This is a genomic window from Pseudomonas sp. Eth.TT006, from assembly GCF_054456575.1.
On sequence record NZ_JBTJEN010000011.1, the window covers coordinates 171,701 to 195,167 of the forward strand.

General features: G+C 61.1%; 22 protein-coding genes. 9 read left to right on the top strand and 13 right to left on the bottom strand.

The features are described from left to right. Positions 1–254: 254 nt before the first annotated feature. Positions 255–530: a hypothetical protein gene (locus ACXR0M_RS18910; RefSeq protein WP_458833298.1), complete on the bottom strand. Its 276-nt coding sequence runs from the start codon at positions 528–530 to the stop codon at positions 255–257. Between the two features lie 196 nt (positions 531–726). Here ACXR0M_RS18910 and ACXR0M_RS18915 point away from each other — a divergent pair, with 196 nt between their 5' ends. Then, complete coding sequence (locus ACXR0M_RS18915) at positions 727–1,119, top strand: transcriptional regulator (RefSeq protein ID WP_458833299.1); 393 nt, start codon at positions 727–729, stop codon at positions 1,117–1,119. A gap of 123 nt (positions 1,120–1,242) precedes the next feature. Here the strand turns inward: ACXR0M_RS18915 and ACXR0M_RS18920 are convergent, their stop codons facing one another. The 3 genes from ACXR0M_RS18920 to ACXR0M_RS18930 form a co-directional block, all read right to left on the bottom strand. Further along, on the bottom strand, positions 1,243–2,109 hold the full coding sequence (locus tag ACXR0M_RS18920) for a DUF6279 family lipoprotein (protein WP_458833300.1): 867 nt from the start codon (positions 2,107–2,109) through the stop codon (positions 1,243–1,245). Positions 2,110–2,180: 71 nt separating this feature from the next. Next, positions 2,181–2,897 (bottom strand): TorF family putative porin, encoded by a 717-nt coding sequence (locus ACXR0M_RS18925; RefSeq protein WP_458833301.1) that lies wholly within the window; start codon positions 2,895–2,897, stop codon positions 2,181–2,183. Between the two features lie 204 nt (positions 2,898–3,101). After that, on the bottom strand, positions 3,102–3,290 hold the full coding sequence (locus ACXR0M_RS18930; RefSeq protein WP_016985943.1) for a hypothetical protein: 189 nt from the start codon (positions 3,288–3,290) through the stop codon (positions 3,102–3,104). Positions 3,291–3,629: 339 nt separating this feature from the next. Between ACXR0M_RS18930 and ACXR0M_RS18935 the strand changes: the two genes are divergently transcribed. The 3 genes from ACXR0M_RS18935 (at position 3,630) to ACXR0M_RS18945 (ending at position 6,173) form a co-directional block, all read left to right on the top strand. Next, positions 3,630–4,466 carry a CvfB family protein gene (locus ACXR0M_RS18935; protein ID WP_458833302.1) on the top strand — a complete coding sequence of 279 codons (837 nt, stop codon included), beginning with the start codon at positions 3,630–3,632 and terminating at the stop codon, positions 4,464–4,466. 104 nt (positions 4,467–4,570) lie between these two features. Beyond that, entirely contained in the window at positions 4,571–4,975 is a 405-nt protein-coding gene (locus ACXR0M_RS18940; protein ID WP_458833303.1) for a DUF2177 family protein, read from the top strand. A 265-nt stretch (positions 4,976–5,240) separates the two neighbouring features. Beyond that, complete coding sequence (locus tag ACXR0M_RS18945; protein ID WP_458833304.1) at positions 5,241–6,173, top strand: DMT family transporter; 933 nt, start codon at positions 5,241–5,243, stop codon at positions 6,171–6,173. Here the strand turns inward: ACXR0M_RS18945 and ACXR0M_RS18950 are convergent. Next, positions 6,118–7,299, bottom strand: coding sequence for an MFS transporter (locus tag ACXR0M_RS18950; RefSeq protein WP_458833305.1), 1,182 nt, complete (start codon positions 7,297–7,299; stop codon positions 6,118–6,120). The genes ACXR0M_RS18945 and ACXR0M_RS18950 overlap by 56 nt on opposite strands. 104 nt (positions 7,300–7,403) lie before the next feature. Between ACXR0M_RS18950 and ptrR the strand changes: the two genes are divergently transcribed. After that, positions 7,404–8,297: a putrescine utilization regulator PtrR gene (ptrR, locus tag ACXR0M_RS18955; RefSeq protein WP_458833306.1), complete on the top strand. Its 894-nt coding sequence runs from the start codon at positions 7,404–7,406 to the stop codon at positions 8,295–8,297. A gap of 143 nt (positions 8,298–8,440) precedes the next feature. Beyond that, the gene (locus tag ACXR0M_RS18960) at positions 8,441–8,569 is read left to right on the top strand and encodes a PA1414 family protein (RefSeq protein WP_256222727.1); all 129 of its coding nucleotides are present in this window, start codon (positions 8,441–8,443) and stop codon (positions 8,567–8,569) included. A gap of 115 nt (positions 8,570–8,684) precedes the next feature. Here the strand turns inward: ACXR0M_RS18960 and ACXR0M_RS18965 are convergent, their stop codons facing one another. From ACXR0M_RS18965 to speB, 5 genes are all read right to left on the bottom strand, one after another. Next, complete coding sequence (locus ACXR0M_RS18965; RefSeq protein WP_458833307.1) at positions 8,685–9,410, bottom strand: MBL fold metallo-hydrolase; 726 nt, start codon at positions 9,408–9,410, stop codon at positions 8,685–8,687. Positions 9,411–9,494: 84 nt separating this feature from the next. Beyond that, complete coding sequence (locus tag ACXR0M_RS18970; RefSeq protein ID WP_458833308.1) at positions 9,495–10,874, bottom strand: sodium:solute symporter family protein; 1,380 nt, start codon at positions 10,872–10,874, stop codon at positions 9,495–9,497. 158 nt (positions 10,875–11,032) lie between these two features. After that, positions 11,033–12,535, bottom strand: coding sequence for a purine-cytosine permease family protein (locus ACXR0M_RS18975; protein ID WP_458833309.1), 1,503 nt, complete (start codon positions 12,533–12,535; stop codon positions 11,033–11,035). A gap of 56 nt (positions 12,536–12,591) precedes the next feature. Then, positions 12,592–13,014, bottom strand: a complete 423-nt coding sequence (locus ACXR0M_RS18980) for a YybH family protein (RefSeq protein ID WP_458833310.1) — start codon at positions 13,012–13,014, stop codon at positions 12,592–12,594. Positions 13,015–13,024: 10 nt separating this feature from the next. Then, positions 13,025–13,975, bottom strand: coding sequence for an agmatinase (speB, locus tag ACXR0M_RS18985; RefSeq protein WP_458833311.1), 951 nt, complete (start codon positions 13,973–13,975; stop codon positions 13,025–13,027). 397 nt (positions 13,976–14,372) lie between these two features. On the opposite strand from speB, the gene ACXR0M_RS18990 reads away from it, so the two are divergent. Together ACXR0M_RS18990 and ACXR0M_RS18995 are read left to right on the top strand one after the other, a co-directional pair. After that, positions 14,373–15,266: a LysR family transcriptional regulator gene (locus tag ACXR0M_RS18990; protein WP_039772530.1), complete on the top strand. Its 894-nt coding sequence runs from the start codon at positions 14,373–14,375 to the stop codon at positions 15,264–15,266. A 5-nt stretch (positions 15,267–15,271) separates the two neighbouring features. Beyond that, the gene (locus ACXR0M_RS18995) at positions 15,272–15,868 is read left to right on the top strand and encodes a tRNA-uridine aminocarboxypropyltransferase (protein WP_458833312.1); all 597 of its coding nucleotides are present in this window, start codon (positions 15,272–15,274) and stop codon (positions 15,866–15,868) included. Positions 15,869–16,013: 145 nt separating this feature from the next. Here ACXR0M_RS18995 and ACXR0M_RS19000 read toward each other — a convergent pair whose 3' ends face one another. From ACXR0M_RS19000 to ACXR0M_RS19010, 3 genes are all read right to left on the bottom strand, one after another. Beyond that, positions 16,014–17,375, bottom strand: coding sequence for an HlyD family type I secretion periplasmic adaptor subunit (locus ACXR0M_RS19000; RefSeq protein WP_458833313.1), 1,362 nt, complete (start codon positions 17,373–17,375; stop codon positions 16,014–16,016). A gap of 136 nt (positions 17,376–17,511) precedes the next feature. Next, complete coding sequence (locus ACXR0M_RS19005) at positions 17,512–19,674, bottom strand: type I secretion system permease/ATPase (protein ID WP_458833314.1); 2,163 nt, start codon at positions 19,672–19,674, stop codon at positions 17,512–17,514. 135 nt (positions 19,675–19,809) lie between these two features. Further along, complete coding sequence (locus ACXR0M_RS19010; protein WP_458833315.1) at positions 19,810–21,168, bottom strand: TolC family outer membrane protein; 1,359 nt, start codon at positions 21,166–21,168, stop codon at positions 19,810–19,812. 532 nt (positions 21,169–21,700) lie between these two features. Here ACXR0M_RS19010 and ACXR0M_RS19015 point away from each other — a divergent pair. Continuing rightward, a partial coding sequence (locus ACXR0M_RS19015) for a retention module-containing protein (RefSeq protein ID WP_458833316.1) occupies positions 21,701–23,467 on the top strand: 1,767 nt, incomplete at its 3' end.

Consider the following 23,467-nt stretch of genomic DNA (forward strand, 5'->3'; position numbering starts at 1 on the left):
CTCCATGAATGAAAACAAGCGTCCAGCTTGTAGGTGTGTTGCGGTGTTACCGAGCGATCGCTGGTTAACGGATTTCATCTGCGATGAACGGTGCCGATCTCCTTGCTCGAGGTAACCTTAGCTCCGATATGCGTTTGTGCAAGAAAATAAATGCATTTATGCATTTCTAAAGTCAAAAGATCGCAGCCTCCGGCAGCTCCTACACAGATCGAATGTAGGAGCTGCCGAAGGCTGCGATCTTTTGATCCTGGTTTTTAGCCCTCGGCTTTTTTCTCAGCCGAGCCCAATTCTTTCAAGCGCTGATCAATCAACTGACACTTGTCCGGCAGATCGGCGCTGGCGGTACCCAGATCCATCTTCTGCAACTCGGCGTAGATCTCCTTGGCCTTGGCCGGATTCTGTTCGGTGAGCTTGGAGACTTCCTTGGCCAATTGTTCGCGTTTGGCAGTGGCTTCCTCGGGCGTGCAGGCCCAGGCGGGCAGGGCGCAGGCGAGGGTGGCGGCGAGGGTGAGCTTGAGCAGGGTTTGCATGGGGGCGGGCCTCCGTTCCGGTTAAGGCGGGTTAACCGGTGGAGGTCTCGGGGCGGGGAAAAGTTCATTCGGGCCTTGGCCAGTCCTGCAGACCCCCGGGCGGTGGTGGCGTGAAATGCGGCGGAACGGCTGCCGCAGGCTCCGGTCACAACCAGTGAACGCGCCATTAATCACGCGCACCGGAGGTTGAATCAGGATGACGACTTATAACTGGGATTTGATTGAACGCCTGCTCCACGAAGTGCAGAACAGCGCTGGCGAAAGTTTTGCCCCGCGCAAATATGCAGAAGACTATGCGGCGGCGAAAGCCAGTGCCGGCGAGCCGATCGAGAATCTGGATCACTTGAAAACAGTGGCGTGTGACTATGAAAAGTTGCTGCTGGAGCGCGGGTTTATTGCGCCACGCCCGGATCACGAGGGCAGTACCGGCAACAACTTCATTCTGACGCCGCGCGGCTCAAGTCTGTTGAGCCTGATCGACAGCAGCATTCCCGGTAACGATCATCCGCGCCAGGTGCTGGATGAGCAGGACGATGCGCTGAATGAGGCTACCTTCGACGAAGTGGCGTCCAAGGCGCAGATTGCCTGAAACGCCGTGTCTTCTGTAGGAGTGAGCCTGCTCGCGATAGCGGAGTGTCAGTCAACGCATCATTGACTGAAGGATCGCTATCGCGAGCAGGCTCACTCCTACAATAGGTCTCCGTTTTTCTTGTTATTTTTGCGCGGCCTTCAGGCACTTCAGATCATTGAAGTCTTTCCGCACCCCCTCGATCTTCTTCAACAAACGCTGACGCTGCTGCGGCGTGCTCTCGGCCATCAGATCAACTGCCAGCGCGCGCGCCTGCGCTTCGGTGTTGGCGTAAGCCTTCTGGTAATCCGCGGTCCATAAACGCTCGCGATTGACCAGAAGTGTCTCGATTCTTTGTGGGAATTCAGGACTTTTACGCTGAGCAACGGCATTGCTGAACTGCTGCTGCCAATGCGCGCGGTTGGCGATCCATTGCCTGTTCTGATCGCCCAGCGCGGTGGCCCAGGCCACCACTCGTTGTTCCTGGGTCGCGCTCAGCGGGCCAAGCCAATCGGTGAGGCGTTTATCCATCCTCGCGCCACGTTCGGCAATTTGCTGGTCCAGTGGCGGTTTGACGTATTCCTTCTCGCGTTTGCGCAGGTCCTTGGCAAACGCGTCGTTCATCTCCGCGACCTGTTTGTCGTCCAGCCCTTGCAGCAGTTCGATGGCCGACGGGGTGATCTGGCGGGCAGTGTCGGCAATGGCTTTTTTTGCTTCGGCGGTTCGCGCCTGCAGCGCTGCGTCGGTCACCTGATTGGTTTCGACCATTGTCTGCAAGCGATCCAGCCAGTCGAGGTAATCCGGCAATTGCGTGGTGCAGTGCCAGTTCAGGTGCTCCTTGAGGCGCTCGTTGAACCAGTCCTTTTGCTCGCCGCTCATGTCCAGGTAGTCGCTGAGCGTCCATGGAATGATCACGTCGAGATTGCGGTACGCCAGCCCGACGCGGCTGCAGGCGCCGAGGGCGAGGGTGAAGATCAGCAAAGTGGCGATGTGCTTGAACCAGCGAGACATGGGCGAATCCTTGCGAGAGCCTGACGTCTGATTCTTATGTGAACGCAGGATGCTCCCGGCAGTTCAGCCGATCAATAGAAGGCGCGCTCGGCCTTGAGCGTGACCAGACCGTCGCATTCACTGTTGTGGCCGGAGTAGGCCGAGCAATCACTGCCGCTGAGGTTGGAATTGCTGTAAATCAGGTCAAGGTCGACGCCCATGAACGGCCGGGAAAATTTCACCGACCAATCGGTAAAACTGCTGACGTAGCCACCGTCCACCGAGACCGGGGTGTTCAACTGATGGGTGGTGTATTTCATGCTGATCCCGATGCCGAACGGCTGATTGCCGCCAAGGTCGGCGAACAACGTGTTGTTCTGTTTATCCGGGTCATTGCTGAAGGCCACGCCGAAGCGGCTGCCAAGCAGGGTCAGGCCGCCGAACAGTTCCTGGCTGTCGAGGGTGTCCACTTTGGGGTAGCTGTAGTGGATCATCCCGACTTCGTAGCCGAGGGTTTGGTCGAAAGGTTGTTTAAAGCCGACGTAGGAATCGATCTCGAGATTTTTGCCCGGGGTGAGGCCCATGCTCGGCGCGTACTGGCCGAAGTACAGGCCGCTGTCATGACTGAGGTCGAGGCCTCCGTGGAACGAGCCGACCGCAGCGGGCTTGACCAGTCCCTGGGCCATGCTGCGGCTGGGCGTGGTGCCCAGTTTGAGGTCGAAATCACCGAGCTCGCGCTGGAATACCTGCGCGTGCGCCGCTGAGCAGGCCAGCAGGCCGACAAGCAATAAACAGTGAGATTTGCGCATGCGTCACTCCATGAACAGCGAGCGCAGGACGTCGGGCCTGCTGAAACGCTTGATCTAGACGTGTGCAAGGATACCGGCGATTCATCGGAGTCGATGGCCGTTGGTCGATTTTTGCGGATTAATTAAACAGAAGGGAGGTGGTGCGGGTGCCAGTCCAGACGCTTCGAAGCTCAAAGCGCCTCAGGACAGGTGTATTACCGGGTATTACTTCTTGCCCAGGCTGATCTGCTTGGACGGGCCGAATGTCTGGCCGCTGACGCCTTTGGCAATCTGCTGAATCTCGCCGCCGGACTTGAGGAAGGCTGCGATCTGATCGTTGATCGATTCGCTGGTTTCAACGGCTGGAGCTGGCTTTGCTTTGCTGGTGGATGCTTTTACACGCATGGCGGCCATTAACCTTTAGAAAAGTAACTCGGCCAGGCATCGTACAGGAAACACTTGACAATAGCTTGGTAAATATCCCCGGCATTGCCCGCTGCAGGTCGGCATCATCGTTGATTAATTATTCTGAACAGGAGCCTAAGCTGCTGTTTTAAATAAGAACATTCAAGCGCTACGGCACTGTGATATTGCACGCTTGCCGGCTGCAGCAGACTGACGAGCGGCAGCTGCCGCATCTGCAACCAAGGAAAATCAAGGCGTCACGCAGATTTCCCGCCACGGACGGATCTGGTGCCCGACGTTTTCGGCAAAACCGGGTAGAATGCCGCCACGCAATGAGGGTTCTGGAAAATGGCTTTAGTCGGGCGTTACAACAGTTTGCAAGTGGTTAAACACACTAACTTCGGTTTATATCTGGACGGCGGTGCCGACGGCGAGATTCTTTTGCCCAACCGTTATATCCCTAAAGATATTCCCAGCGAAGATGAAGACTGGCTCAACGTATTTATATACCTGGACAGCGAAGACAAACTTCTCGCGACCACTGAAAAACCAAAAGTTCAGGTCGGCGAATTTGCCAGCCTGAAAGTTGTTGAAGTCAACAGCATCGGTGTGTTCCTCGATTGGGGCCTGCCGAAAGACCTGTTGCTGCCGTATTCCGAAGAAAAGCGTCAGATGACCGCTGGCGAATACTGCGTGGTGCACGTCTACCTCGACAAACACACGCGGCGCATCACTGCGACGGCGCGTCTGGATCGCTACCTCGACAAGACCCCGGCCAACTACAGTGCCGGCCAGGAAGTTGATCTGCTGGTTGCCGAAGCCACCGACATGGGCTTTAAGGCAATCATCAACAACAAGCACTGGGGTTTGATCCACAAGAACGAGATCTTCAAGTTCATGCGTGCCGGCATGCGCGAGAAGGGCTTTATCAAGGAAGTGCGCGCCGACGGCAAGATCAGCCTCAGCCTGCAGCCGGTGGGGCAGGAAGCGGCCAGCAGCCTGAGCTCGAAGATTCTCGCCAAACTGCGTGAAAGCAATGGCACGCTGGCGGTCAGCGACAAGAGCGATCCGGCGCTGATCAGCAGCCTGTTTGGTGTCAGCAAAGGCAACTTCAAGAAGGCCATCGGTTCGTTGTACAAGGATGGCAAGATCGTCATTCATGCCGATCGCATTGAACTAACCTGAGCCACCGCCGGCCCGATGCAGGAACTGCCGCAGGCTGCGATCTTTTGATCTTACAAAGGCAAAAGGATCGCAGTCTGCGGCAGCTCCTACATGAGGGTTCGCCAATGAAGAAAGCTCTGGCTGCATATGTTGCCACGCTGATTGCGTTTCTAGCGCTCGACGGCCTCTGGCTCGGCGTGTTGATGGCGCCAACCTACCGCGAACTGCTCGGTTCGTTGATGCTCGAAAAACCGCTGCTGGTTCCGGCAGCGGTTTTTTATGGCCTGTACGTTTTTGGTTGTGTGGTGTTTGTGGTGTTGCCGGCGCTGAACTGGCAGGGGGCGGCGAAGCGGGGCGCGTTGTTGGGGCTGGTGGCGTATGGCACCTATGACCTGACCAATTGGGCGACGTTACGCGGCTGGTCGGTGCAGGTGAGCTTGATGGATTGGGTGTGGGGGACGTTCGCCACGGCGGTGGCTTGTAGTGTCGGGTTTTTAGCGGCGAAACGACTTCTCAGGTCAGAGCCTTGAGCCGGGTTGATTGAACTGGCGTCATCGCTGGCAAGCCAGACTCCCACAGGGTTTTGTGTCGAACAAGGAATCTGTGACCAACCCGGACCTTGTGGGAGCTGGCTTGCCAGCGAATGGCGCGCAGCCGCCAACCATTCCGCGCTGCCGCAACAGACAAACACAATGTCTTTTCCAGACGGCTTTTTTCGCCCGACTGATTGATAATCCCCGAACAGATTACTGACCAATGGATGGCTGCCATGTTGTGTGGGTGCGGGGTGTTGCAATGAGTGTCGAGCGGCGCAATGCCGACGGGTTTGCCTTGCAGGTGATGATCGGCCTGTGCCTGATCTGGGGCGTGCAGCAGGTGTTGATCAAGTGGGCCGCGCCGGACATCGCGCCGGTGATGCAGGCGGCCGGGCGTTCGGGGATTTCCGCGTTGCTGGTCGGCTTGCTGCTGTGCTGGAAGGGCGGCTGGAATCAGGTCGGCAGCACCTGGCGCGGCGGGCTGCTGGCCGGTGCGTTGTTCGGTCTGGAATTTCTGTTCATCGCCGAAGGCCTGCAACTGACCACCGCCGCGCACATGTCGGTGTTCCTCTACACCGCGCCGATTTTCACCGCGCTCGGCGTGCATTTTCTGCTGGCCAGCGAGCGCCTGAGGCCGGTGCAGTGGCTGGGGATCTTCCTCGCATTCATTGGCATCGCCATCGCCTTTGCCGGCGGCGTGTCGTGGGACAATCTCGACCGGCGCATGCTGCTGGGTGATGCATTCGGCGTGCTGGCCGGGGCGTGCTGGGGCGCGACCACCGTGGTAGTGCGCGCCTCACGACTTTCGGAAGCACCGGTGACCTTGACCCTGTTCTATCAATTGATCGTCGGTTTCGTCGGCCTGCTGTTGATCGCGCTGTTCAGCGGGCAGATCACCCATGTCAGCCTGACCGGCGTAGCGGTCGCCAGCGTGCTGTTCCAGGGCCTGGTGGTATCGTTCTTCAGTTACCTGACCTGGTTCTGGCTGCTGCGGCGTTATCTGGCGGCCAATCTGGCAGTGTTTTCCTTTATGACGCCGTTGTTCGGCGTCACCTTCGGCGTGGTGTTGCTCGGCGAACAACTGAGCCTGAACTTCGTCATCGGCGCGGTGCTGGTGTTGCTCGGCATCACCTTTGTCAGCGCCGAGCAGTGGGTGCGTCGGCGTTTGCGCAAAGTGCTCGGTCAGCAGTAGACGCTTGCAAGGCGAGCCCGCCGGCAATCAGCAGTCCGCTGCCGGCGATCACCAGCGCCGGTTGCAGACCACCACTGAAATGGCTGCTCAGCGCCGCGAGTAACGGGCCGCTGAGCTGGCCGACAGCGAAGCACGCGGTCAGCAGACCGGCGTTGCGCTGAGTGCTGTGCGGCGCCAGCTCCCGCGAACGTTGCATCACCAGTTGCATGCAGGCCAGGAACGGCATGCCGCACAAAATCACTCCCAGCGCCAAGCCAAAACCGCTGCCCAGCAGGCAAGCAAAAACGCCGAGTGCCTGCAGCCACAGGGTCGCCGTCAGCCAGTGGCGCGTGGTGTTCGGGTCGTGGCGACGCAGGCTCACCAGCAACACACCAAGCGCCGCGCCAAGGCCGAAGCACGGCCAGAACAGATCAGCCTGCCATTGCCCGTGAAACTGCGCGTTGGCCATTTGCGCGAGGAACGTGGCCGGGATGATGTAGCCCACGCCGTACAGCGCATACACCGCCGCCAGTCGTGGAATGCCGCGATTGGAGTGGCTGACATTCAGCGTGGCGACCGGCGTGTGCACGCCCGGTTGCGGCAGGAACCGCATGATCCCCAGCAACATCAGCAACGCCACGCCGGCATAGATCAGCCACAGCGTGGCCGAAGTCTGCTGCAGCAGATGTGAGACCAGCGCCAGCAACCCGGTGAGAAAAATCCCCAGCCCCGGCCCGGCAAACACCAGCGCCCCCAGCCGTGGCCGACCCGCCGCAGCCGCCAATGGCTGACTCAACGCGGTGATCATCACCAGCACCCAGGCACTCGCCACCCCGGTGCCGAAGCGCAGCAACAGATGCGACCAGAAACCGTTGGCCCAGAACGACGCCAGGGTCAGCAGCACACACAGCCACAAGCCACCGTGCAAACGCCGCTGCACTTGCGGCGGGCGATGGGCGAACATCGCGTCGACCGCGCCCAGCAGGTAGCCGAGGTAATTGGCCGCGGCAATCAGACCGGCGGCGGTCAGATCCACCTGACCTTCGCTGAGCAGGTGTGGCATCTGTGGGGTGAGGGCGAAACGCCCAATGCCCATGGCCATCATCAGGGCAACGAAACAGGCGGATAAGCGAATCAGGGGCGACATGGTCGGGATTCCTGTGAAGGAGCAATGACCGACAGGCTAGAACCGATTGACTTTCTTTAAAATTGAATAATAGTGAGAAACTTGTTCTGTTCGGGAGAAAGGTTGTGGAGTTCAGCCAGTTGCGCATCTTTCAGGCGGTGGCCGAGGAAAGTTCGATCACCCGCGCCGCCGAGCGTCTGCACCGGGTGCCGTCCAACCTGTCGACCCGGCTCAAGCAGTTGGAGGAGCAGTTGGGCGTCGAACTGTTCGTTCGTGAGCGTCAGCGTTTGCAGTTGTCGCCTGCGGGAAAAGTCCTGCTGGACTACACCGGCAAACTGTTCGCCCTGCGCGATCAGGCCAGCGCCGCAGTGATGGGCGGGCAACCGGCCGGAGACTTCGTCCTCGGCACGCTGTACAGCACGGCGGCTATCCATCTGCCGGCGTTGCTGGCGCGCTATCACAAGCAATACCCGGCGGTGAACCTGCAAGTGCAGTCGGGCCCCAGCGGCGAGCTGCTCGAAGGACTGATCTCCGGGCGCCTTGATGCGGCGCTGGTGGACGGCCCGCCGCAACTGGCGGGGATCGACGGCGTGCCGCTGTGCGACGAGCGTCTGGTGCTGATCAGCGAAGCCGATCACCCGCCGATCCGCAGCGCCAAGGAGGTCGAGGGCCGGGCGGTGTTCACTTTTCGTCACGGCTGCGCTTATCGCGCACGGCTGGAGGCGTGGTTTGTTCATTATCAGGCGGCGATGGGCCGGGCGATGGAGATTGAGTCCTATCAGGGCATGCTCGCCTGCGTGATCGCCGGCAGTGGCGTGGCGCTGATGTCGGAGTCGATGCTCGCCAGCCTGCCGGGGCGCGAAAGCGTGGCGGTGCACCCGTTGGTCGAGCCGTTTGCCAGTGCGACAACGTGGCTCATGTGGCGCAAAGGCATGGTCGGGGCCAACCTGAATGCGTGGATTGAGCAGCAGCAAGCGCTCTATCCCGTGGCATCGAGCGAAACCCGGCAGATAGCCTGAACCAACGGCCGGGAATTCTGTTCAATTCAGTAACAGATCATTGCGGATTTGGCCGAGCATTGCGTAGGACTTCGGACTATTATCAGTGCGAAGCGGCCTCAGAATTCCGGTTGCTCAGCACTACCCTGAAGGGGGGCATGACGATGAAAGAGAAAATTCAGAACTGGCTGCACGACTTGGGTGTAGCCCTCGGCTTGATCGAACCGCCTATGCAACCCATTCCGATCCGCACCGATGACGAACAGCGCCGGCGTCAGCCTCGTCGGCGGTAGTGCTCGAATAAAGATCAAAAGATCGCAGCCTTCGGCATCTCCTACACGTTCTCTGTAGGAGCTGCCGAAGGCTGCGATCTTTTGCTTTGAAACCCGCTGAAGTGCGCGGTCGCATTCACGCATGCCCACGCAGCCACTCATCAATCATCGACCCTAAACGCTCGCCGGAAAAACTGCCGAAATGCCCGCCATGCACGGTGCGGATCGGCAACGCCTGCAGGCGCCGCAGGCTGGCGGCATAGTCATTCAGATCGGAGTGGTAGGCGTCTTCGATCAGCGGCCCGTCGTAGATGATGTCGCCGCTGAACAGGGTTTGCGTCGCCGCCTCATACAGGCTGATGCCGCCCGGCGAATGCCCCGGCGTGTGCAGCACTTGCAAGGTGCGATTGCCCAGATCCAGCACGTCGCCATCCTCGATAAATCCTGTGGCTGGCGCCGCCTTGACCCGGTATTCGGCGTAGCACAGCGGGCAGTCCGGATGCGCTTCGAACATGTCGTCGCCGACGAAGGCCCGGCTCAGATCGTTGTCACCGTCCGGCGCGGCCAGAATGTCCGCTTCGGCGCGATGCACCAGGCGTTCGGCAAACTCGTGATGCCCGGCGATGTGATCGAAATGGCAATGACTGGCGACGGCCACTAGAGGACGCTCGGTCAGCCACGGCAACTGCTCGCGAAGGCTGACCAGCCCTGAACCGCTGTCGAGCAACAGGTCCTTGTCGCGCCCTTGGATGTGCCACAGGTTGCAGCGGTAGAAAGGGCGGATATACGGCTCGTGAATCAGGCGGATGCCATCGCTTAAACTCAAAACTTCAAACCACTGATCGCGAGAGACGATCTCCATAGGCCATTTCTCCAGACGAAAAAAACGGGTGTGGCAACCGACGCCACACCCGCCGAAGAAAGCATCAAGTCGTTACATCAAAGCTTAGATCGCACTCGCCACCGTCGCCGGGCGAGGGGAGACCAGGCTCACCACCACAAAACTCACCAGCCCCACCGCCAGGCTGTAGTAGATCGGCGTGTTGGCATCCAGACCGTCCTTGAACATGAACAGTAGCGCCGTGGCGAAACCCAGACCCATGCTGGCGATGGCGCCGGCGGTGGTCGCGCGTTTCCAGAAGATCGCGCCGATCAGCGGAATCAGCATGCCACCGACCAACAGGTTGTAGGCCAGGGTCAGGGCGCTGATCACGTCATTCACCACCAGCGCGATGCCCAGCACCACGATACCGGTGAGCAGGGTGAACAGGCGGTTGACGCCCAGGCTCGACTGTTTGCCGCCGCGCAGTTTCGGCAGCAGGTCTTCGGTCAGGGTGGTGGCGGCGGCGAGCAGACCGGCGCTGGCGGTGGACATCATGGCGGCCAGCGCTGCGGCGATCACCAGACCGCGGATGCCGTCCGGCAGCGACAGTTTGACGATGGCAGCGAAGGCGTTGTTGACGTTGTCCAGCTCCGGGATCAGTACGTGCGCGGCCATGCCGATCAAGGCACAGGCCAGACCGTAGAGGATGCAGTAGATACCGGCGATGCTGCCGGCGTACTGCGCGACTTTGGCGGTCTTGACGGTGAACACCCGTTGCCAGATGTCCTGACCGATCAGGATGCCGAAGAAGTAGATCATGAAGTAGGTGATGATCGTGTCCCAGCCGATCGTGGTGAAGCTGAACGCCGCGGCCGGCAGCTTCAGCACCAGCTCGTCCCAGCCGCCGACGCGGTACAGGCAGATCGGCAACAGGATGAACATCAGGCCGACGGTCTTGATGATGAACTGGACGATGTCGGTCAGGGTCAGCGACCACATGCCGCCGATGGCCGAGTAGATCACCACCACGCCTCCGCCGAGCAATACCGAGATCCAGAACGGCAGGCCGAACAGCACTTGCAGCACGGTGCCGATGGCGAGGATCGAGGTCACGCCGATCATCAGTGCGTAGGCCAGCATGATCGCGGCGCTGGCCGAGCGGGCCATCGGGTTGTAGCGTTTTTCCAGGACCTGGGTAACGGTGTAGATCTTCAGTTTCAGCAGCGGTTTGGCGAGGAACAGGTTCAGCGCGACGATGCCGCAACCGAGTGCCGCGCACAGCCAGAAACCGGAGATGCCGTGCACGTAGCCCAGACGCACGGTGCCGACGGTGGACGCGCCACCGAGGACGGTCGCGGCCATGGTGCCCATGTACAGGCTCGGGCCGAGGTTACGCCCGGCGACGAGAAAATCCTCGTTGGTCTTGGCCTTGCGCATGCCGTAATAGCCGAGCAACAGCATGCCGGCGGCGTAGATGAGGACGACGAATAAATCCAAAGCCATGATGGCGTGTCTCCGATTGTCTTTTTTATGTGAGGCGGAATTCGATTTGCCCTTGTGGGAGCGGGCTTGCTCGCGAAGGCGTCGGTACATTCAAAAGTGATGTGACTGACAGATCGCTTTCGCGAGCAAGCCCGCTCCCACAGGGGTTGTGTGTTTCTTCAGGCAGCCTGGCGCAGTTCAGGTTTTGCTACGGCTTGGCGGCGGGCATCCTGCGGCCCGAACACTTCCCGCGGTTCCGGGAACAGGCTCAGCAACGTCAGGTACACCACCGAAGCCAGACCCAGCGTCACCGGCAAGCTGATGTCGATGCCACCGGCCAACTCACCCAGCGGGCCGACGAACTGCCCCGGCAGATTGACGAAGCACAAACCCACCGCCGCGCTCGGAATCCATGCGCCCAGACCACGCCAGTTCCAGCCGTGGTTGAACCAGTAGCGTCCGCCCTGTTCGCCGCGCGTGAACACTTGCAGGTCATCCGGGCAGTAGAAGCCGCGCCGCACCAGCAGGCCGATGATCATGATCACCATCCACGGGGTGGTGCAGGTGATGATCAGCACGGCGAAGGTCGACACGCTCTGCACCAGATTCGCGGCAAAGCGGCCGATGAAGATGAAGGCAATCGACAGCACGCCGATCAGCAGCGTCGCTTTCACGCGCGAGAGCACTCGCGGGAACACGCTGGACATGTCCAGCCCGGTGCCATACAGCGAAGTGGTGCCGGTGGACATGCCGCCGATCACCGCAATCAGGCACACCGGCAGGAAGAACCAGCTCGGCGACACCGCCAGCAGACCGCCGACATAGTTGTTCGCCGCGATGTAGTCCGGCGCCTTGATCGCGACGATGGTCGCGGTGCTCAGGCCGAACAGGAACGGGATGAACGTGGCAATCTGCGACAGCACCACCGCGGCCATGATCCGTTGCTTGGAGGTGTCACGCGGGATGTAACGCGACCAGTCGCCGAGGAACGCGCCGAAGGAAATCGGGTTGCTCATCGCCACCAGCGCAGCGCCGATGAATGCCGCCCAGAAGCCCGGCTGACCAAGGTTCACCGTGCCGGCGTAGTTGACGTCGAAAGGACCGGCGAAGGCGAAGACGCCCAGCAAGAACAACAGGCTGGCGCTCCACACCGCGATCTTGTTCACCCACAGCAGAAAGCGGAAGCCGTAGATGCACACGGTCAGCACCAGAATCGCGAACAGACCGTAGGCCAGGCCCAGGGTCAGGTCGGTTTCGGGCAGACCGATCAGGCGTTTCGCCCCACCGATCAGCGCATCCCCCGAACTCCACACCGAGAGCGAGAAAAACGCGATGGCGGTCAACAGCGACAGGAACGAACCGACGATCCGCCCGTGCACGCCGAAATGCGCACCGGACGACACGGCATTGTTGGTGCCGTTGAGCGGGCCGAACAGGCCCATCGGCGCGAGGATCAGTGAGCCGAGCAGCACGCCCGCGACAATCGCCCAGACGCCCGCCTGAAACGACAGGCCGAACAGCACCGGGAAACTGCCGAGCACGGCGGTGGCAAAGGTATTCGAACCACCGAAGATCATCCGGAACAAATCCGTCGGACCGGCGCTGCGTTCGTGGTCCGGGATCTGTTCGACCCCGTGGGTTTCAATTTGCGTAAGGCTTTGGTCGTTGTTGTTGTTATTCATGATCTGCTCCGATCATAAAGGCGCGCCTCATCGTGCGTGTGGCGTCACCTGTTTGGCTAAGGGGATGGCAGCCCTTCCGGCATTGCGGACAAATGTTCGTGACAGGCCAGCCAAAGGCCTTGTTGTTCTAGGCTCGACGCTTGTTTCTTGAAAACAATCGTCTCGCGCTCCTGGCTGAAGTGTTGCTCCCCTTGCATGCGCAGCTCGGTGGCCACGTCATGGATGAAAATCGCCACGTCACCTTGCAGGCTGACGAAGGCGTTGCTCGAGGTGCACGACAGCACTTCGAAGCCATCCTCGGTGCGCCAGCGGTCCCACAACGCCTGATAGGCATCGCGCGACAGCAGCGGCTGTTCGAGGGTGTAAAACACTAAGCTCGCATCGGCGCTGAACGCGCCGAAGTAAGCCTCGCGATCGTTGCGGGCGAAGGCGGACACCAGCGCGGCGGCCGCCTGCAAAACCTGATCACGTTCGTGCATGGTCGAACCCTCAGCGATGGACCACGCCTGGCAGTACACAGAGCATTTCGTACAGCAGGTTGGCGGCCAGCAGCGAGGTGTTGCCGGTGGTGTCGTACGCGGGCGAGACTTCTACCAGATCGCAGCCGATCAGGTCGAGGCCCTGGCAGCCACGGACGATTTCAATCGCCTGAATGGTCGTCAGACCACCGATTTCCGGGGTGCCGGTGCCCGGCGCCCAGGCCGGGTCGATGCCGTCGATGTCGAAGCTCAGGTACACCGGACCGCCACCGACTTTCTCGCGCACTTCAGCCATCAACGGCGCCAGCGACTTGTGCCAGCACTCTTCGGCCTGCACTACGCGGAAACCTTGATCGCGGCTCCAGTTGAAGTCGTCAGCGGTGTAACCCTGCGCGCGCAGACCGATCTGCACCACGCGGTCGCAGTCCAGCAGGCCTTCTTCGACGGCGCGGCGGAAGGTCGTACCGTGGGCGATTTTCTCGCCAAACATGTGATCGTTCACATCGGCGTGGGCATCGATATGCACCAGCCCGACCTTGCCGTGCTTTTTATGAATCGCGCGCAGGATCGGCAGGGTGATGGTGTGGTCGCCACCCAGGGTCAGCGGGATCACGTTGTGCTCGAGGATGTTGTCGTAGGCTTCTTCGATGATGCGCACGGCGTCGAGCAGGTTGAAGGTGTTGATTGCCACGTCACCGATGTCGGCGACCGACAGCGAGTCGAACGGGGCGGCGCCGGTCGCCATGTTGTACGGACGGATCATCACCGATTCGGTGCGGATGTCGCGTGGCCCGAAGCGGGTGCCGGGGCGCAGCGAAGTGCCGATGTCCAGCGGCACGCCAACGAACGCGGCGTCGAGGCCGGCGGCGGTCGGTACATGGGGCAGTCGGAGCATGGTGGCGATGCCGCCGAAGCGCGGCATTTCGTTGCCGCCCAGTGGTTGGTGAAGGATCTTGTCCACGGGTAGGGCCTCATCGTCTTTGTTTTATTTATGTCGGCGCGCCGTCAAGCACAGGTGCGGGCGCCGCTGTGGGGCCGATCATGCGAAATGCCGTGCGGGGGAAGAATCGCTGCGGGCAAAAACTTAGTTCAGATATTTCTAAACTAATGGTGATGGGCGGGATAGACTTTGGCGGGTTCGAATGGTGTGCTCGGCTGGCGATTGTTGCCCTCACCCCAGCCCTCTCCCAGAGGGAGAGGGGGCCGACCGAGTTGTTGGCGGAATCTGCATCGACCTGAAAAATCGCCTCGAACTCAGGATTTGAAAGCCATGGAGATTAGCTCCCTCTCCCTCCGGGAGAGGGCTGGGGTGAGGGAAAGTTTTATCAGGCAACACATCTCTAAAGCCCGGAGCAGACATGGCCAACGCTTTACCCGACCTGAAACTGTTGCGCATCTTCGTCAGCGTGGTCCGCCATCAGGGCTTTGCCAATGCGCAGCAGGAGCTGAACCTGTCGACCTCGGCGATCAGCACCTACATGAGCCAGCTCGAAGCGGCGCTCGGGCTGGTGCTGTGTCATCGCGGGCGCGGCGGGTTCAGCCTGACCAGCAAGGGCGAGCTGTTCCACCAGGAAACCCTGCGCCTGCTGGCCGAACTCGAAGGCTTCGAGCAATACGCCGCTGCGCTCAAGGGCGAACTGCGTGGCACGCTCAACCTCGGGGTGATCGACTCCACCGTCAGCGATAAAGCCCTGCCGTTTGCCGAAGCCATCGGCGCCTACAGCCAGGAACACCCGGCGGTGCATTTGCACCTGTCAGTGATGAGCCCCTACGAACTGCAACTCGGCGTGCAGGACAACCGCCTCGACCTGGCCATCGGCGCGTTCTCCACGCGTATGAGCGGTCTGGTCTACATGCCGCTGTACCGCGAGCAGCACTGGCTGTATTGCAGCAATCGTCATCCGCTGTTCAACGAGCGGCGAATTCCCGAGCAGGTCATCACCCAGCAACGCATGGTCGGTCGCGGTTACTGGAGCCAGGCGGAACTGGCGCGTCACGGGTTCAAACACAGCGCCGCCACCGTGGAAAGTATGGAAGCGCAGCTGATTCTGGTGCTGTCCGGCGCTTACATCGGTTACCTGCCGGAGCACTATGCCCAGGCCTGGGCCGACAAGGGCGATTTGCGCGTGCTGCTGCCGGCGACCTTCGGGTATCAGGCGCCGTTCTCGATGATCATGCGCCGCGGCCGCAGTCGCGAACCGCTGATCCAGACTTTTCGCGATCTGCTCAAAGCACAGCTCAATCAGGCCTGAAGACCATGTCCAGACCCCAATGCCCGCGCTGCCAGCGCCCCCAGACCCATTGCCTGTGCCCGCTGATCCCGAGTCTCGACAGCCGCACTCGAATATTGCTGCTGCAGCATCCGAGCGAGGTCAATCACGCGCTGAACACCGCGCGGCTGGCGGCGCTGGGGTTGAGCAATGCCGAGCTGATCGTCGGTGAAGTGTTCGAGGATCTGCCGGCGCTGCTCAATCGACCGGGGTATCAGGCGCGCTTGCTGTTTCCCGCCGACGATGCGCAGCCGCTGCAGGCTTACCGCGAATCTGATCAACCGTTATTGCTGGTGGTGCCGGACGGCACTTGGCGCAAGGCGCGCAAGATGCTGCATCTGAATCCGCTGCTGGCGGCGCTGCCGCGGGTGACGCTGGCCGAAGGTGGAGTCTCGCGCTACCGATTGCGCAAGGCGCCGGGGCCGGGAGCGCTCTCGACCATAGAGGCGATCGTGCAGGCGCTGGAAACCCTTGAAGCACCGACCACGTTTGCGCCGTTGCTCAAGCCGTTCGAGGCGTTGATCGAGGGGCAGATTGCGGCGATGGGGGAGGAGGTTTTTCAGCGTAATCATGGCGACAGATAGACGTTGTATGAGCTGGCCTCATCGCTGGCAAGCCAGCTCCCACAGGTTCTGAGGTGTTCACAGATTTTGTGGTCTGCACAGACACTGTGGGAGCTGGCTTGCCAGCGATGAGGCCCGTCAATTCAACACACAATCAGGATAACGACTAGCGCTCACGCATCGCCTCGGTTCTGGCCTTCAGCACCGGTTTGAGCAGGTAATCCAGCACGCTTTTCTCCCCGGTAATAATGTCCACCGTCGCCACCATCCCAGGGATGATCAGCAGCGGTTTCACATCCCCGCCCAAATGGTTTTTATCGGTGCGCACCTGAATCAGGTAGAAGCTGTTGCCCTTGTCATCGGTGATGGTGTCGGCGCCGATCAGCTCGAGCTTGGCGCTCAGCCCGCCGTAGATCGTGTAGTCATAAGCGCTGAACTTGACCATGGCTTTCTGGCCCGGATGCAGGAAGGCGACGTCTTGCGGGCGGACCTTGGCTTCGATCAGCAGGTTGTCTTCCAGCGGCACGATTTCCACCATGTCGCTGCCCGGCTGCACCACGCCGCCGATGGTGTTGACCTTGAGCTGCTTGATCACCCCGTGCACCGGCGAGGTCACGGTGGTGCGGCTGACGCGGTCGTCGATGGCGATGCTCGATGCGGTGATTTTCGACAGGTCGGTGCGTTTCTGGTTGAGGTCCTTGGCGGCGTCGGAACGGAAGGTCTGTTCCGACTCATCGATCTTGCTCTTGATCTCGTTGATCGCCGATTCGGCCCGGGGAATCGCCAGGGTGGTCGCGTTCAGCGATCCGCGAATCTCCACCGCGCTGCGCTTGAGCCGCAGGATCTCCACCGGCGACACCGCGCCAGTGCCGACCAGCGGCGCCGACATGTTCATCTCTTGCTGCAGCAGCGCCAGGCTGGAACTGTACTGGCCTTGCTTGGAGCGGAATTCCGCCAGCTCCTGAGTCTTTTGCCGCAACTGTTCGGTGAGGGTTCGTTGCTCACTGGCCAGCCGCCGTTGGCGTTGCTCGTACAGCGCCAGTTCGTCTTCTGCGACCTGCGGCGCCTTGGCGAGCACCTCGGCAGACGGCTTGAACGGTCGTCCCTCGGCTTCGGCGGACAGGCGTTCGACCTGCGCGGTCAGGGCGTAACGGTCGGCCTCGCTTTCACCCTTGTTCGACAGGAAGCGCGTGTCATCCAGGCGCAGCAGCTTGTCGCCCTTGTTCACCATCTGCCCTTCGCGCACGAAGATCTCGGTGACGATCCCGCCCTCGAGGTTCTGGATCACCTGGACCTTGCTCGACGGAATCGCCTTGCCTTCGCCCATCGTCACTTCTTCAAGCACCGCGAACTTGGCCCAGACCAGCGCACTGATCAGCAGCGCCGCCGCGAGCCACACGGTGATCCGCGACCAGCGCGGCGAATCCTGCAACGACGCGCCAGCGGTTTCCGGCATGAACTCGACCTCGGCGCTTTTGCCGAAACTGTCGAAGTAGCCACGTGATTTGCCATCGGATGCAGCTGTCATGGGGCGATACCCCTCAATAAAGAACCATCAGACCGACACACAATGTTGTGGCCAGCAAACCTTTCTTTTGGCCAGAGAACTTCACTGGCACCCAATAGCTTCCCTGTGGTGAGAGCCACAGATTCTTGGTACCCATTCAAACCGCCGCCGAGCCAACGCGGCCTTTGCGCAACGCATCGATCACCGCGTCTTTCGGCCCATCGGCGACGACCCGGCCGTTGTCCAGCACCAGCAACCGGTCCACCAGACTCAGCATCGAGGTGCGGTGGGTGACCAGCAGCAGCGTCTTGCCTTGCACCCAGCCGTGCAGCTTCTGCCGCAGCAGGTCTTCGCTGCTGTTGTCCATGGCGCTGGTGGGTTCGTCGAGCAGCATGATCGGTGGGTCGAGCAGCAGCGCGCGGGCCAGCAACACCGCCTGACGCTGACCACCGGAGAGCAGTTGCCCGCGCTCGCCCACTGGCCGGTCGAAGCCTTGCGGATGCTGGCGCGCCAGTTCGGTGACGCCGGTCAGTTCGGCGACTTCGAGCATGCGCGAATCGCTGATGTAGCGTGCGCCAAGGGTCAGGTTGTCGCGCAGGCTGCCGGCCAGCAGCGGCAGGTCGTGGGCGACATAACCGATCTGCTGGCGCAGGTCGGCGACATCCAGTTGCCGCAGGTCGAGACCGTCGAGCAGCAACTGGCCTTCCTCGGGTTCATAGAAGCCCATCAGCAGTCGCGCCAGGGTGCTTTTGCCCGAGCCGCTGCGGCCGATGATGCCGATCCGCTCGCCGGGTTTCATGCTGAAGCTGACATTGCTCAGCGCCGGCGCGTTCTGCCCGTTGTAGTGAAAGGTCACGCCGCTGACGTCCAGCGCTCCTTGCAGTTGCGTACGCTCCAGTGGCCGCTGCTTGCCGTCGCGCTCCTGCGGCAGGCCCATCAGCGCATCGGTGCTTTTCATGGTCAGTTGCGCTTGCTGGTAGCGGGTGATCAACCCGGCGATCTGCCCCAGCGGCGCGAGTACGCGGCTGCCGAGCATGTAGCTGGCGACCAGGGCGCCGACGCTGAGGTTGCCGGCGATGATGCTGTAGACCCCGGCAACAATCGTCGCCATCCCGGAAAACTGCTGGATGAACAGCGTGCCGTTGGTCGCCAGCGCCGACAGGTTACGCGCATGGCTGTCGAGGCGGGTGAGGGCGCCGTGGGTGCTTTCCCATTTGTGCTGGCGCTCGCTTTCGGCGCTGCAGGCCTTGAGGGTTTCCAGGCCGCCGAGGGTTTCGATCAGCAGCGCCTGACGCTCGGCGCCGAGGCTCAGGCTTTTCTGCACGGTGTCGCGCAGGCGCACCTGGATCGCCAGGGCAAACATGATCGTCAGCGGAAACGCCAGCAACGGGATCACCACCAGCCAGCCGCCGAGCAGACCGATCACCACCAGCATCAACACCACGAAGGGCAGGTCGATCAGGCTGGTCAGGGTCACCGCCGTGAGGAATTCGCGCAGGCCCTGAAAATCGTGAATGCTCTGGGCGAAACCGCCGATGGTCGCCGGCCGCGCCTTCATCGCCATGCCGGTGATCCGTTCAAATAAAGTCGCGGAAAGGATCACATCGGTTTTCTTCCCGGCGGTGTCGAGCAAGTGCGCGCGCACCACGCGCAGCACCAGCTCAAAACCGGTGCCGATCAGCAAGCCGACGGCCAGGACCCACAGGGTCGAGGTGGCCTGATTCGGCACCACGCGGTCGTAGGTCTGCATGACGAACAACGGCACCATCAGGCCCAGCAGGTTGATCAGGAAACTGGCGAGGATCGCATCGCTGTACAGCCATTTCGACAGCTTCAGGGTGTCGCGAAACCAGGCCTGGACGCGCGGCACCAGCGGTGAGCGCAAGTCTTCGAGTTCGTGGCGCGGACGGGCGAACAAGGCCTGACCGCTGTAGTGTTCGGCCAGCTCTTCGCGGCTGACCCATTGCTCGCCGCCATCGGCTTCGCTGGGCAGGATCAGCGCCTTGCCGTCATCGGCGAAGCGCCGCAGCACGGCGGTGCGGCCATCGTTGAGCAGCAGCAGAATCGGCAGATTCAGTACCGAGATATCTTGCAGTTCACGCCGCAGCAGGCGCGCCTGCAAACCGGCCCGGGCTGCGGCGCGGGGCAGCAGGTCCAGACTCAGGCGTTGTTTGTTCATGGGCAGCCCGGCACTCAGGCTGGCACGGCTGACGATTGCGCCGTGGAGTTTGCAGAGAATCAACAGACCGTCGAGTAACGGATCATCGAAGCTCAGGCGCGGATCGATCCCGACGTTACCGCCTTCGGCCATGCTGGTCATATTGATCGCCTCTGTGGAACGACTCGGCTATCGACGCATCACCCTGTAGGAGCTGCCGCAGGCTGCGATCTTTTGATCTTTTTTCAGGATCAAGATCAAAAGATCGCAGCCTGCGGCAGCTCCTACAGTTATGCGTTATTTCAGCTCGGGCAGGCGTGCCTCATTTTTGACTTCGGTCGCCGCAATGGCATCCGCCGGCAGCACCACCCGTTGCTTGCTCAGCAACTGACCCATGTTCGCCAGCACGCGGTACATCGAGTATTCCTCGGTGTAGCGGATTTCGGTGTAGCGGCGGTCGGCGTTGTACAGCTCGTTTTCACTGTCGAGCAAGTCGAGCAGGGTGCGTTGGCCGAGGCCGAACTGATCCTGATAAGCCGCGCGTACACGCTTGGTGGTCTCGGCGTATTCGCGGGCGGTCGGGGTCTGTTTCTTCGCGTTGACCATGGCGTTCCAGGCCAGGTGAATGTTCTCGTTCAACTGACGCAGGGCGTTGTTGCGGATGTCCATTGCCTGGTTGATCTGGTGCGCATCGGACGCCAGTCGGGCCTTGTCGCTGCCGCCACGGAACAGGTTGTAGTTCATGATCACGCCGACCCGCCATTCGTTGTCGTGGCCTTGATCGCCCTGCACGTTGTTGTTCGCGCCCACCGCGGCTTCGGCGTCGAAGCGTGGGTAGAACGGCGACTTGGCAACTTCATACTGACTCTCGGCCGACTGCACGTCCGCCTGCGCGGATTTCAGGTACGGGTTGTTCTCGACCATGCTCTGCTGGGCTTCCGGCAGACTGGCGGGGATTTCGCCGCGGGTCGAGGCGGGCGCTTCGAGCTCGTCGGGCATGCGTCCGACCACGGCAAAGAAGTTCGATTCGGCATCAGCCAGATCGACTTCGGCGGTGTCGAGGTTGTTTTGCGCCAGCGCCTTACGGGCGACCGACTGATCGGAGTCGGCGGTGCTGCCGATGCCGCGCTGGGTGCGCAGGCCGATCTGATCGTTGACCCGCAAGTGCGCTTGCAGGTTGTTCCGCGCCAGGGTCACCAGCTCCCGGCGCTTGAGCACTTCGAGGTAGACCTCGATGGTGCGCAGGGCCAGATCCTGCGCGGTGCCTTGCGCGTAGTAGGCGCGCGAGTTGGACACGCCCTTGGTGCGCTCGACCTCGTTGGCGGTGTTGAAGCCGTCGAAAATCATCTGCCGCAGGCGTAACTCGGACTGGGTGTAATTGAGAATCGAGGTGTGGTGGTTACCCAGCGCCCGGGTGTTGGTGTTGTCGCTGTAGCCGCGCCCGTAGGCGGCGTTCAGATCGACCGACGGATAGAAGCCGCCCTTGGCCACTTTCACCTGTTCATCGGCCGACAGCTTGGCATCGACCCGCGAGGCCAGTTCCGGGTGAACGGCGATGGTGCTTTGAATCGCTTCGGTCAGGTTCATGGCCTGGGCTTGGGAAGTGCAAGCCATGGCCAGCAAAACCGCGCTGCAGAGGGGGGTTAAAACGCGCATGGGGTGCATCTCCCTGGTCCTGATGGTGTGTTACTGTCGCCAAATATTTGACGATAATTGGGGGTGTAAGCGTTTCACTCTTGTAACAACAGAGCTAAGAACATCCTGAAGCGTAGCTAAGAAAAAATTTTCATAAGGCTTATGCCGAAAAAAACTTATGCGCTTGGCGAAAACCGGCACATTGTTCAGGACGAAAGCCTTTGCAGGGCGCGCTTCAGGGAGCGCGCAAAGGCTTGAGGAAAGTTCCATTCACTTTGCGACATACGGCGAAGTAATGCTGAAGGGGAGGGACGCGTAGCGGCAGATGAGCGACAGATTTTTGTCACTCGAGTGATTCACCACCGTTACGTAGCGCTAGTGGGTTGGCAGCAGCGATCAGGATGCCGAAGTGCTTGAGGGCACTGGATTTTCCTGGTTGGCGCAACCTGCGAAACGAACTGTCGAGGTGCGAGCGTCACCCGGCAACCCGCATGAGCCATGGGCGTGCTTCGCGAACCAGTGCCGACGGTGGTCGGCAGCGGAGGAGTTTCACATGGCAACGCTCATCGGCACCGTCACTAAAGTCATTGGTCAGGTTTTTGCGCAGGGGGCAGACGGCACACGCCGCGAGCTTTCAGTTGGCGATCGCTTGTTTGCCGGCGATCAACTGATCACCGGGGCAGAGGGCGCGGTTGCCGTTCATCTGCAAAACGGCCATGAACTGACCCTGGGCCGCGACAGCAGCATGATCCTGTCCGGCCAACTGCTGGCCAACCAGGCGGTGCATGTCGACTCCCCTGAAGCGCTGACGCCGAGCCAGGCGCAACTGACCGATGTCGAGCAGATCCAGAAAGCCATCGCCGCCGGCGACGACCCGACCAAAGCCGCCGAAGCCACCGCGGCGGGGCCGAATGCGCCGACTGGCGCGCCAGGCCAGGCGGGCGGCGGCCACAGCTTTGTGTTGCTGACCGAAGTCGGCGGACGAGTGGATCCGGTCATCGGCTTCCCGACGGCGGGGTTCAACGGGATTCCCGAGTTTCCGCAAGTGCGGCCATTTGTGGTGGTCGACAATGGCGACAACACGCCAGCGCCTGTGGTGCCGCCAGTCAACAACCAAGTGACCCTGACCGGCCTCGCCGTACCCGGGGGCGAACTGACCCTCAACGAAGCCAACCTGCCTGACGGCTCCTCGGCCAACTCCGGCGCGCTGACCCAGAGCGGCAGCTTTACCGTGTCGGCACCGGACGGCCTGAGCAGCCTGAACATCGGCGGGATCAACGTGGTCAGCGGCGGCGTGGCGGCAGGTTTCCCGCAGTCGATCACCACGCAACTGGGCAACACCCTGACCATCACCGGCTACAACGCTGCCACCGGGGTCGTCAGCTACAGCTACACCCTCAACGGCAACGACGCGCATCCGGCCGGCGCTGGCGCCAACAGCCTCAGCGAACAGTTCACCGTGGTAGCCGGCGACAGTAACGGCGACTCGGCGACCGGCACACTTGAAGTCAACATCATCGACGATGTGCCACGGGCGGTGAACGACAGCAATGCCAACACTGCCTCCGAAACTTTGCTGACCCTGACCGGCAACGTGCTGACCAACGACGTGCAAGGCGCCGACCGCGTTCCCACCGGCCCCGTTACTGCCGGCACCTTTACCGGCACTTTCGGCACCCTGGTGCTCAACGCCAACGGCACTTACACCTACACCCTGAACACCAGCGACGCCGACTTCAAAGCCCTGCACGGCGGTGGCAACGGCACTGAAACTTTCACCTACACCATCACCGACTCTGACGGTGATACCAGCACTGCCAACCTCGTCCTGCAGATCCACAACAATGACGATCCGGTGCTGATCAACGGGCTGAATGTCGAGGGCGGCGAACTGACGGTCTACGAGAAAAACCTCAGCGACGGCAGCGCACCGGATTCCACTGCGTTGACCCAAAGTGGCACCTTTACCATCACCGCGCTCGATGGCGTCACCACGTTGACCGTCGGCGGCATCGCCGTGGTCACCAACGGCGTTGCCGCCGGTTTTCCGCAATCGGTGACCACGCCACTGGGCAGCACGCTGACGATCACCGGTTTCAACGCGGCGACCGGCGTTGTCAGTTACAGCTACACGCTTGATCACAACGAAGCACACCCAACCGCCAACGGCGCCAACAACCTGCCTGAGCAATTCGCCGTCACGGTGGTCGATGACAACGGCACCACGGCCAATGCGACCCTCGATGTGAACGTGATCGACGACCTGCCCAAAGCGGTCGATGACAGCAATCCCGGCACTGCTGCCGAAACGAATCTGGTC

Excerpts from the sequence above, each read along its gene's own strand:
- ACXR0M_RS18925 (WP_458833301.1), bottom strand. The coding sequence starts at position 2,897 with ATGCGCAAATCTCACTGTTTATTGCTTGTCGGCCTGCTGGCCTGCTCA.
- ACXR0M_RS18990 (WP_039772530.1), top strand. The coding sequence starts at position 14,373 with ATGGCCAACGCTTTACCCGACCTGAAACTGTTGCGCATCTTCGTCAGC.
- ACXR0M_RS19005 (WP_458833314.1), bottom strand. The coding sequence starts at position 19,674 with ATGACCAGCATGGCCGAAGGCGGTAACGTCGGGATCGATCCGCGCCTG.
- ACXR0M_RS18920 (WP_458833300.1), bottom strand. The coding sequence starts at position 2,109 with ATGTCTCGCTGGTTCAAGCACATCGCCACTTTGCTGATCTTCACCCTC.
- ACXR0M_RS18970 (WP_458833308.1), bottom strand. The coding sequence starts at position 10,874 with ATGGCTTTGGATTTATTCGTCGTCCTCATCTACGCCGCCGGCATGCTG.
- ACXR0M_RS18930 (WP_016985943.1), bottom strand. The coding sequence starts at position 3,290 with ATGGCCGCCATGCGTGTAAAAGCATCCACCAGCAAAGCAAAGCCAGCT.
- ACXR0M_RS18995 (WP_458833312.1), top strand. The coding sequence starts at position 15,272 with ATGTCCAGACCCCAATGCCCGCGCTGCCAGCGCCCCCAGACCCATTGC.
- ACXR0M_RS18960 (WP_256222727.1), top strand. The coding sequence starts at position 8,441 with ATGAAAGAGAAAATTCAGAACTGGCTGCACGACTTGGGTGTAGCCCTC.
- ACXR0M_RS18950 (WP_458833305.1), bottom strand. The coding sequence starts at position 7,299 with ATGTCGCCCCTGATTCGCTTATCCGCCTGTTTCGTTGCCCTGATGATG.
- ACXR0M_RS18945 (WP_458833304.1), top strand. The coding sequence starts at position 5,241 with ATGAGTGTCGAGCGGCGCAATGCCGACGGGTTTGCCTTGCAGGTGATG.
- ACXR0M_RS18980 (WP_458833310.1), bottom strand. The coding sequence starts at position 13,014 with ATGCACGAACGTGATCAGGTTTTGCAGGCGGCCGCCGCGCTGGTGTCC.
- ACXR0M_RS18940 (WP_458833303.1), top strand. The coding sequence starts at position 4,571 with ATGAAGAAAGCTCTGGCTGCATATGTTGCCACGCTGATTGCGTTTCTA.
- ACXR0M_RS18965 (WP_458833307.1), bottom strand. The coding sequence starts at position 9,410 with ATGGAGATCGTCTCTCGCGATCAGTGGTTTGAAGTTTTGAGTTTAAGC.
- ACXR0M_RS18935 (WP_458833302.1), top strand. The coding sequence starts at position 3,630 with ATGGCTTTAGTCGGGCGTTACAACAGTTTGCAAGTGGTTAAACACACT.
- ACXR0M_RS18915 (WP_458833299.1), top strand. The coding sequence starts at position 727 with ATGACGACTTATAACTGGGATTTGATTGAACGCCTGCTCCACGAAGTG.
- ACXR0M_RS19010 (WP_458833315.1), bottom strand. The coding sequence starts at position 21,168 with ATGCGCGTTTTAACCCCCCTCTGCAGCGCGGTTTTGCTGGCCATGGCT.
- ACXR0M_RS19000 (WP_458833313.1), bottom strand. The coding sequence starts at position 17,375 with ATGACAGCTGCATCCGATGGCAAATCACGTGGCTACTTCGACAGTTTC.
- ACXR0M_RS18910 (WP_458833298.1), bottom strand. The coding sequence starts at position 530 with ATGCAAACCCTGCTCAAGCTCACCCTCGCCGCCACCCTCGCCTGCGCC.
- ACXR0M_RS18975 (WP_458833309.1), bottom strand. The coding sequence starts at position 12,535 with ATGAATAACAACAACAACGACCAAAGCCTTACGCAAATTGAAACCCAC.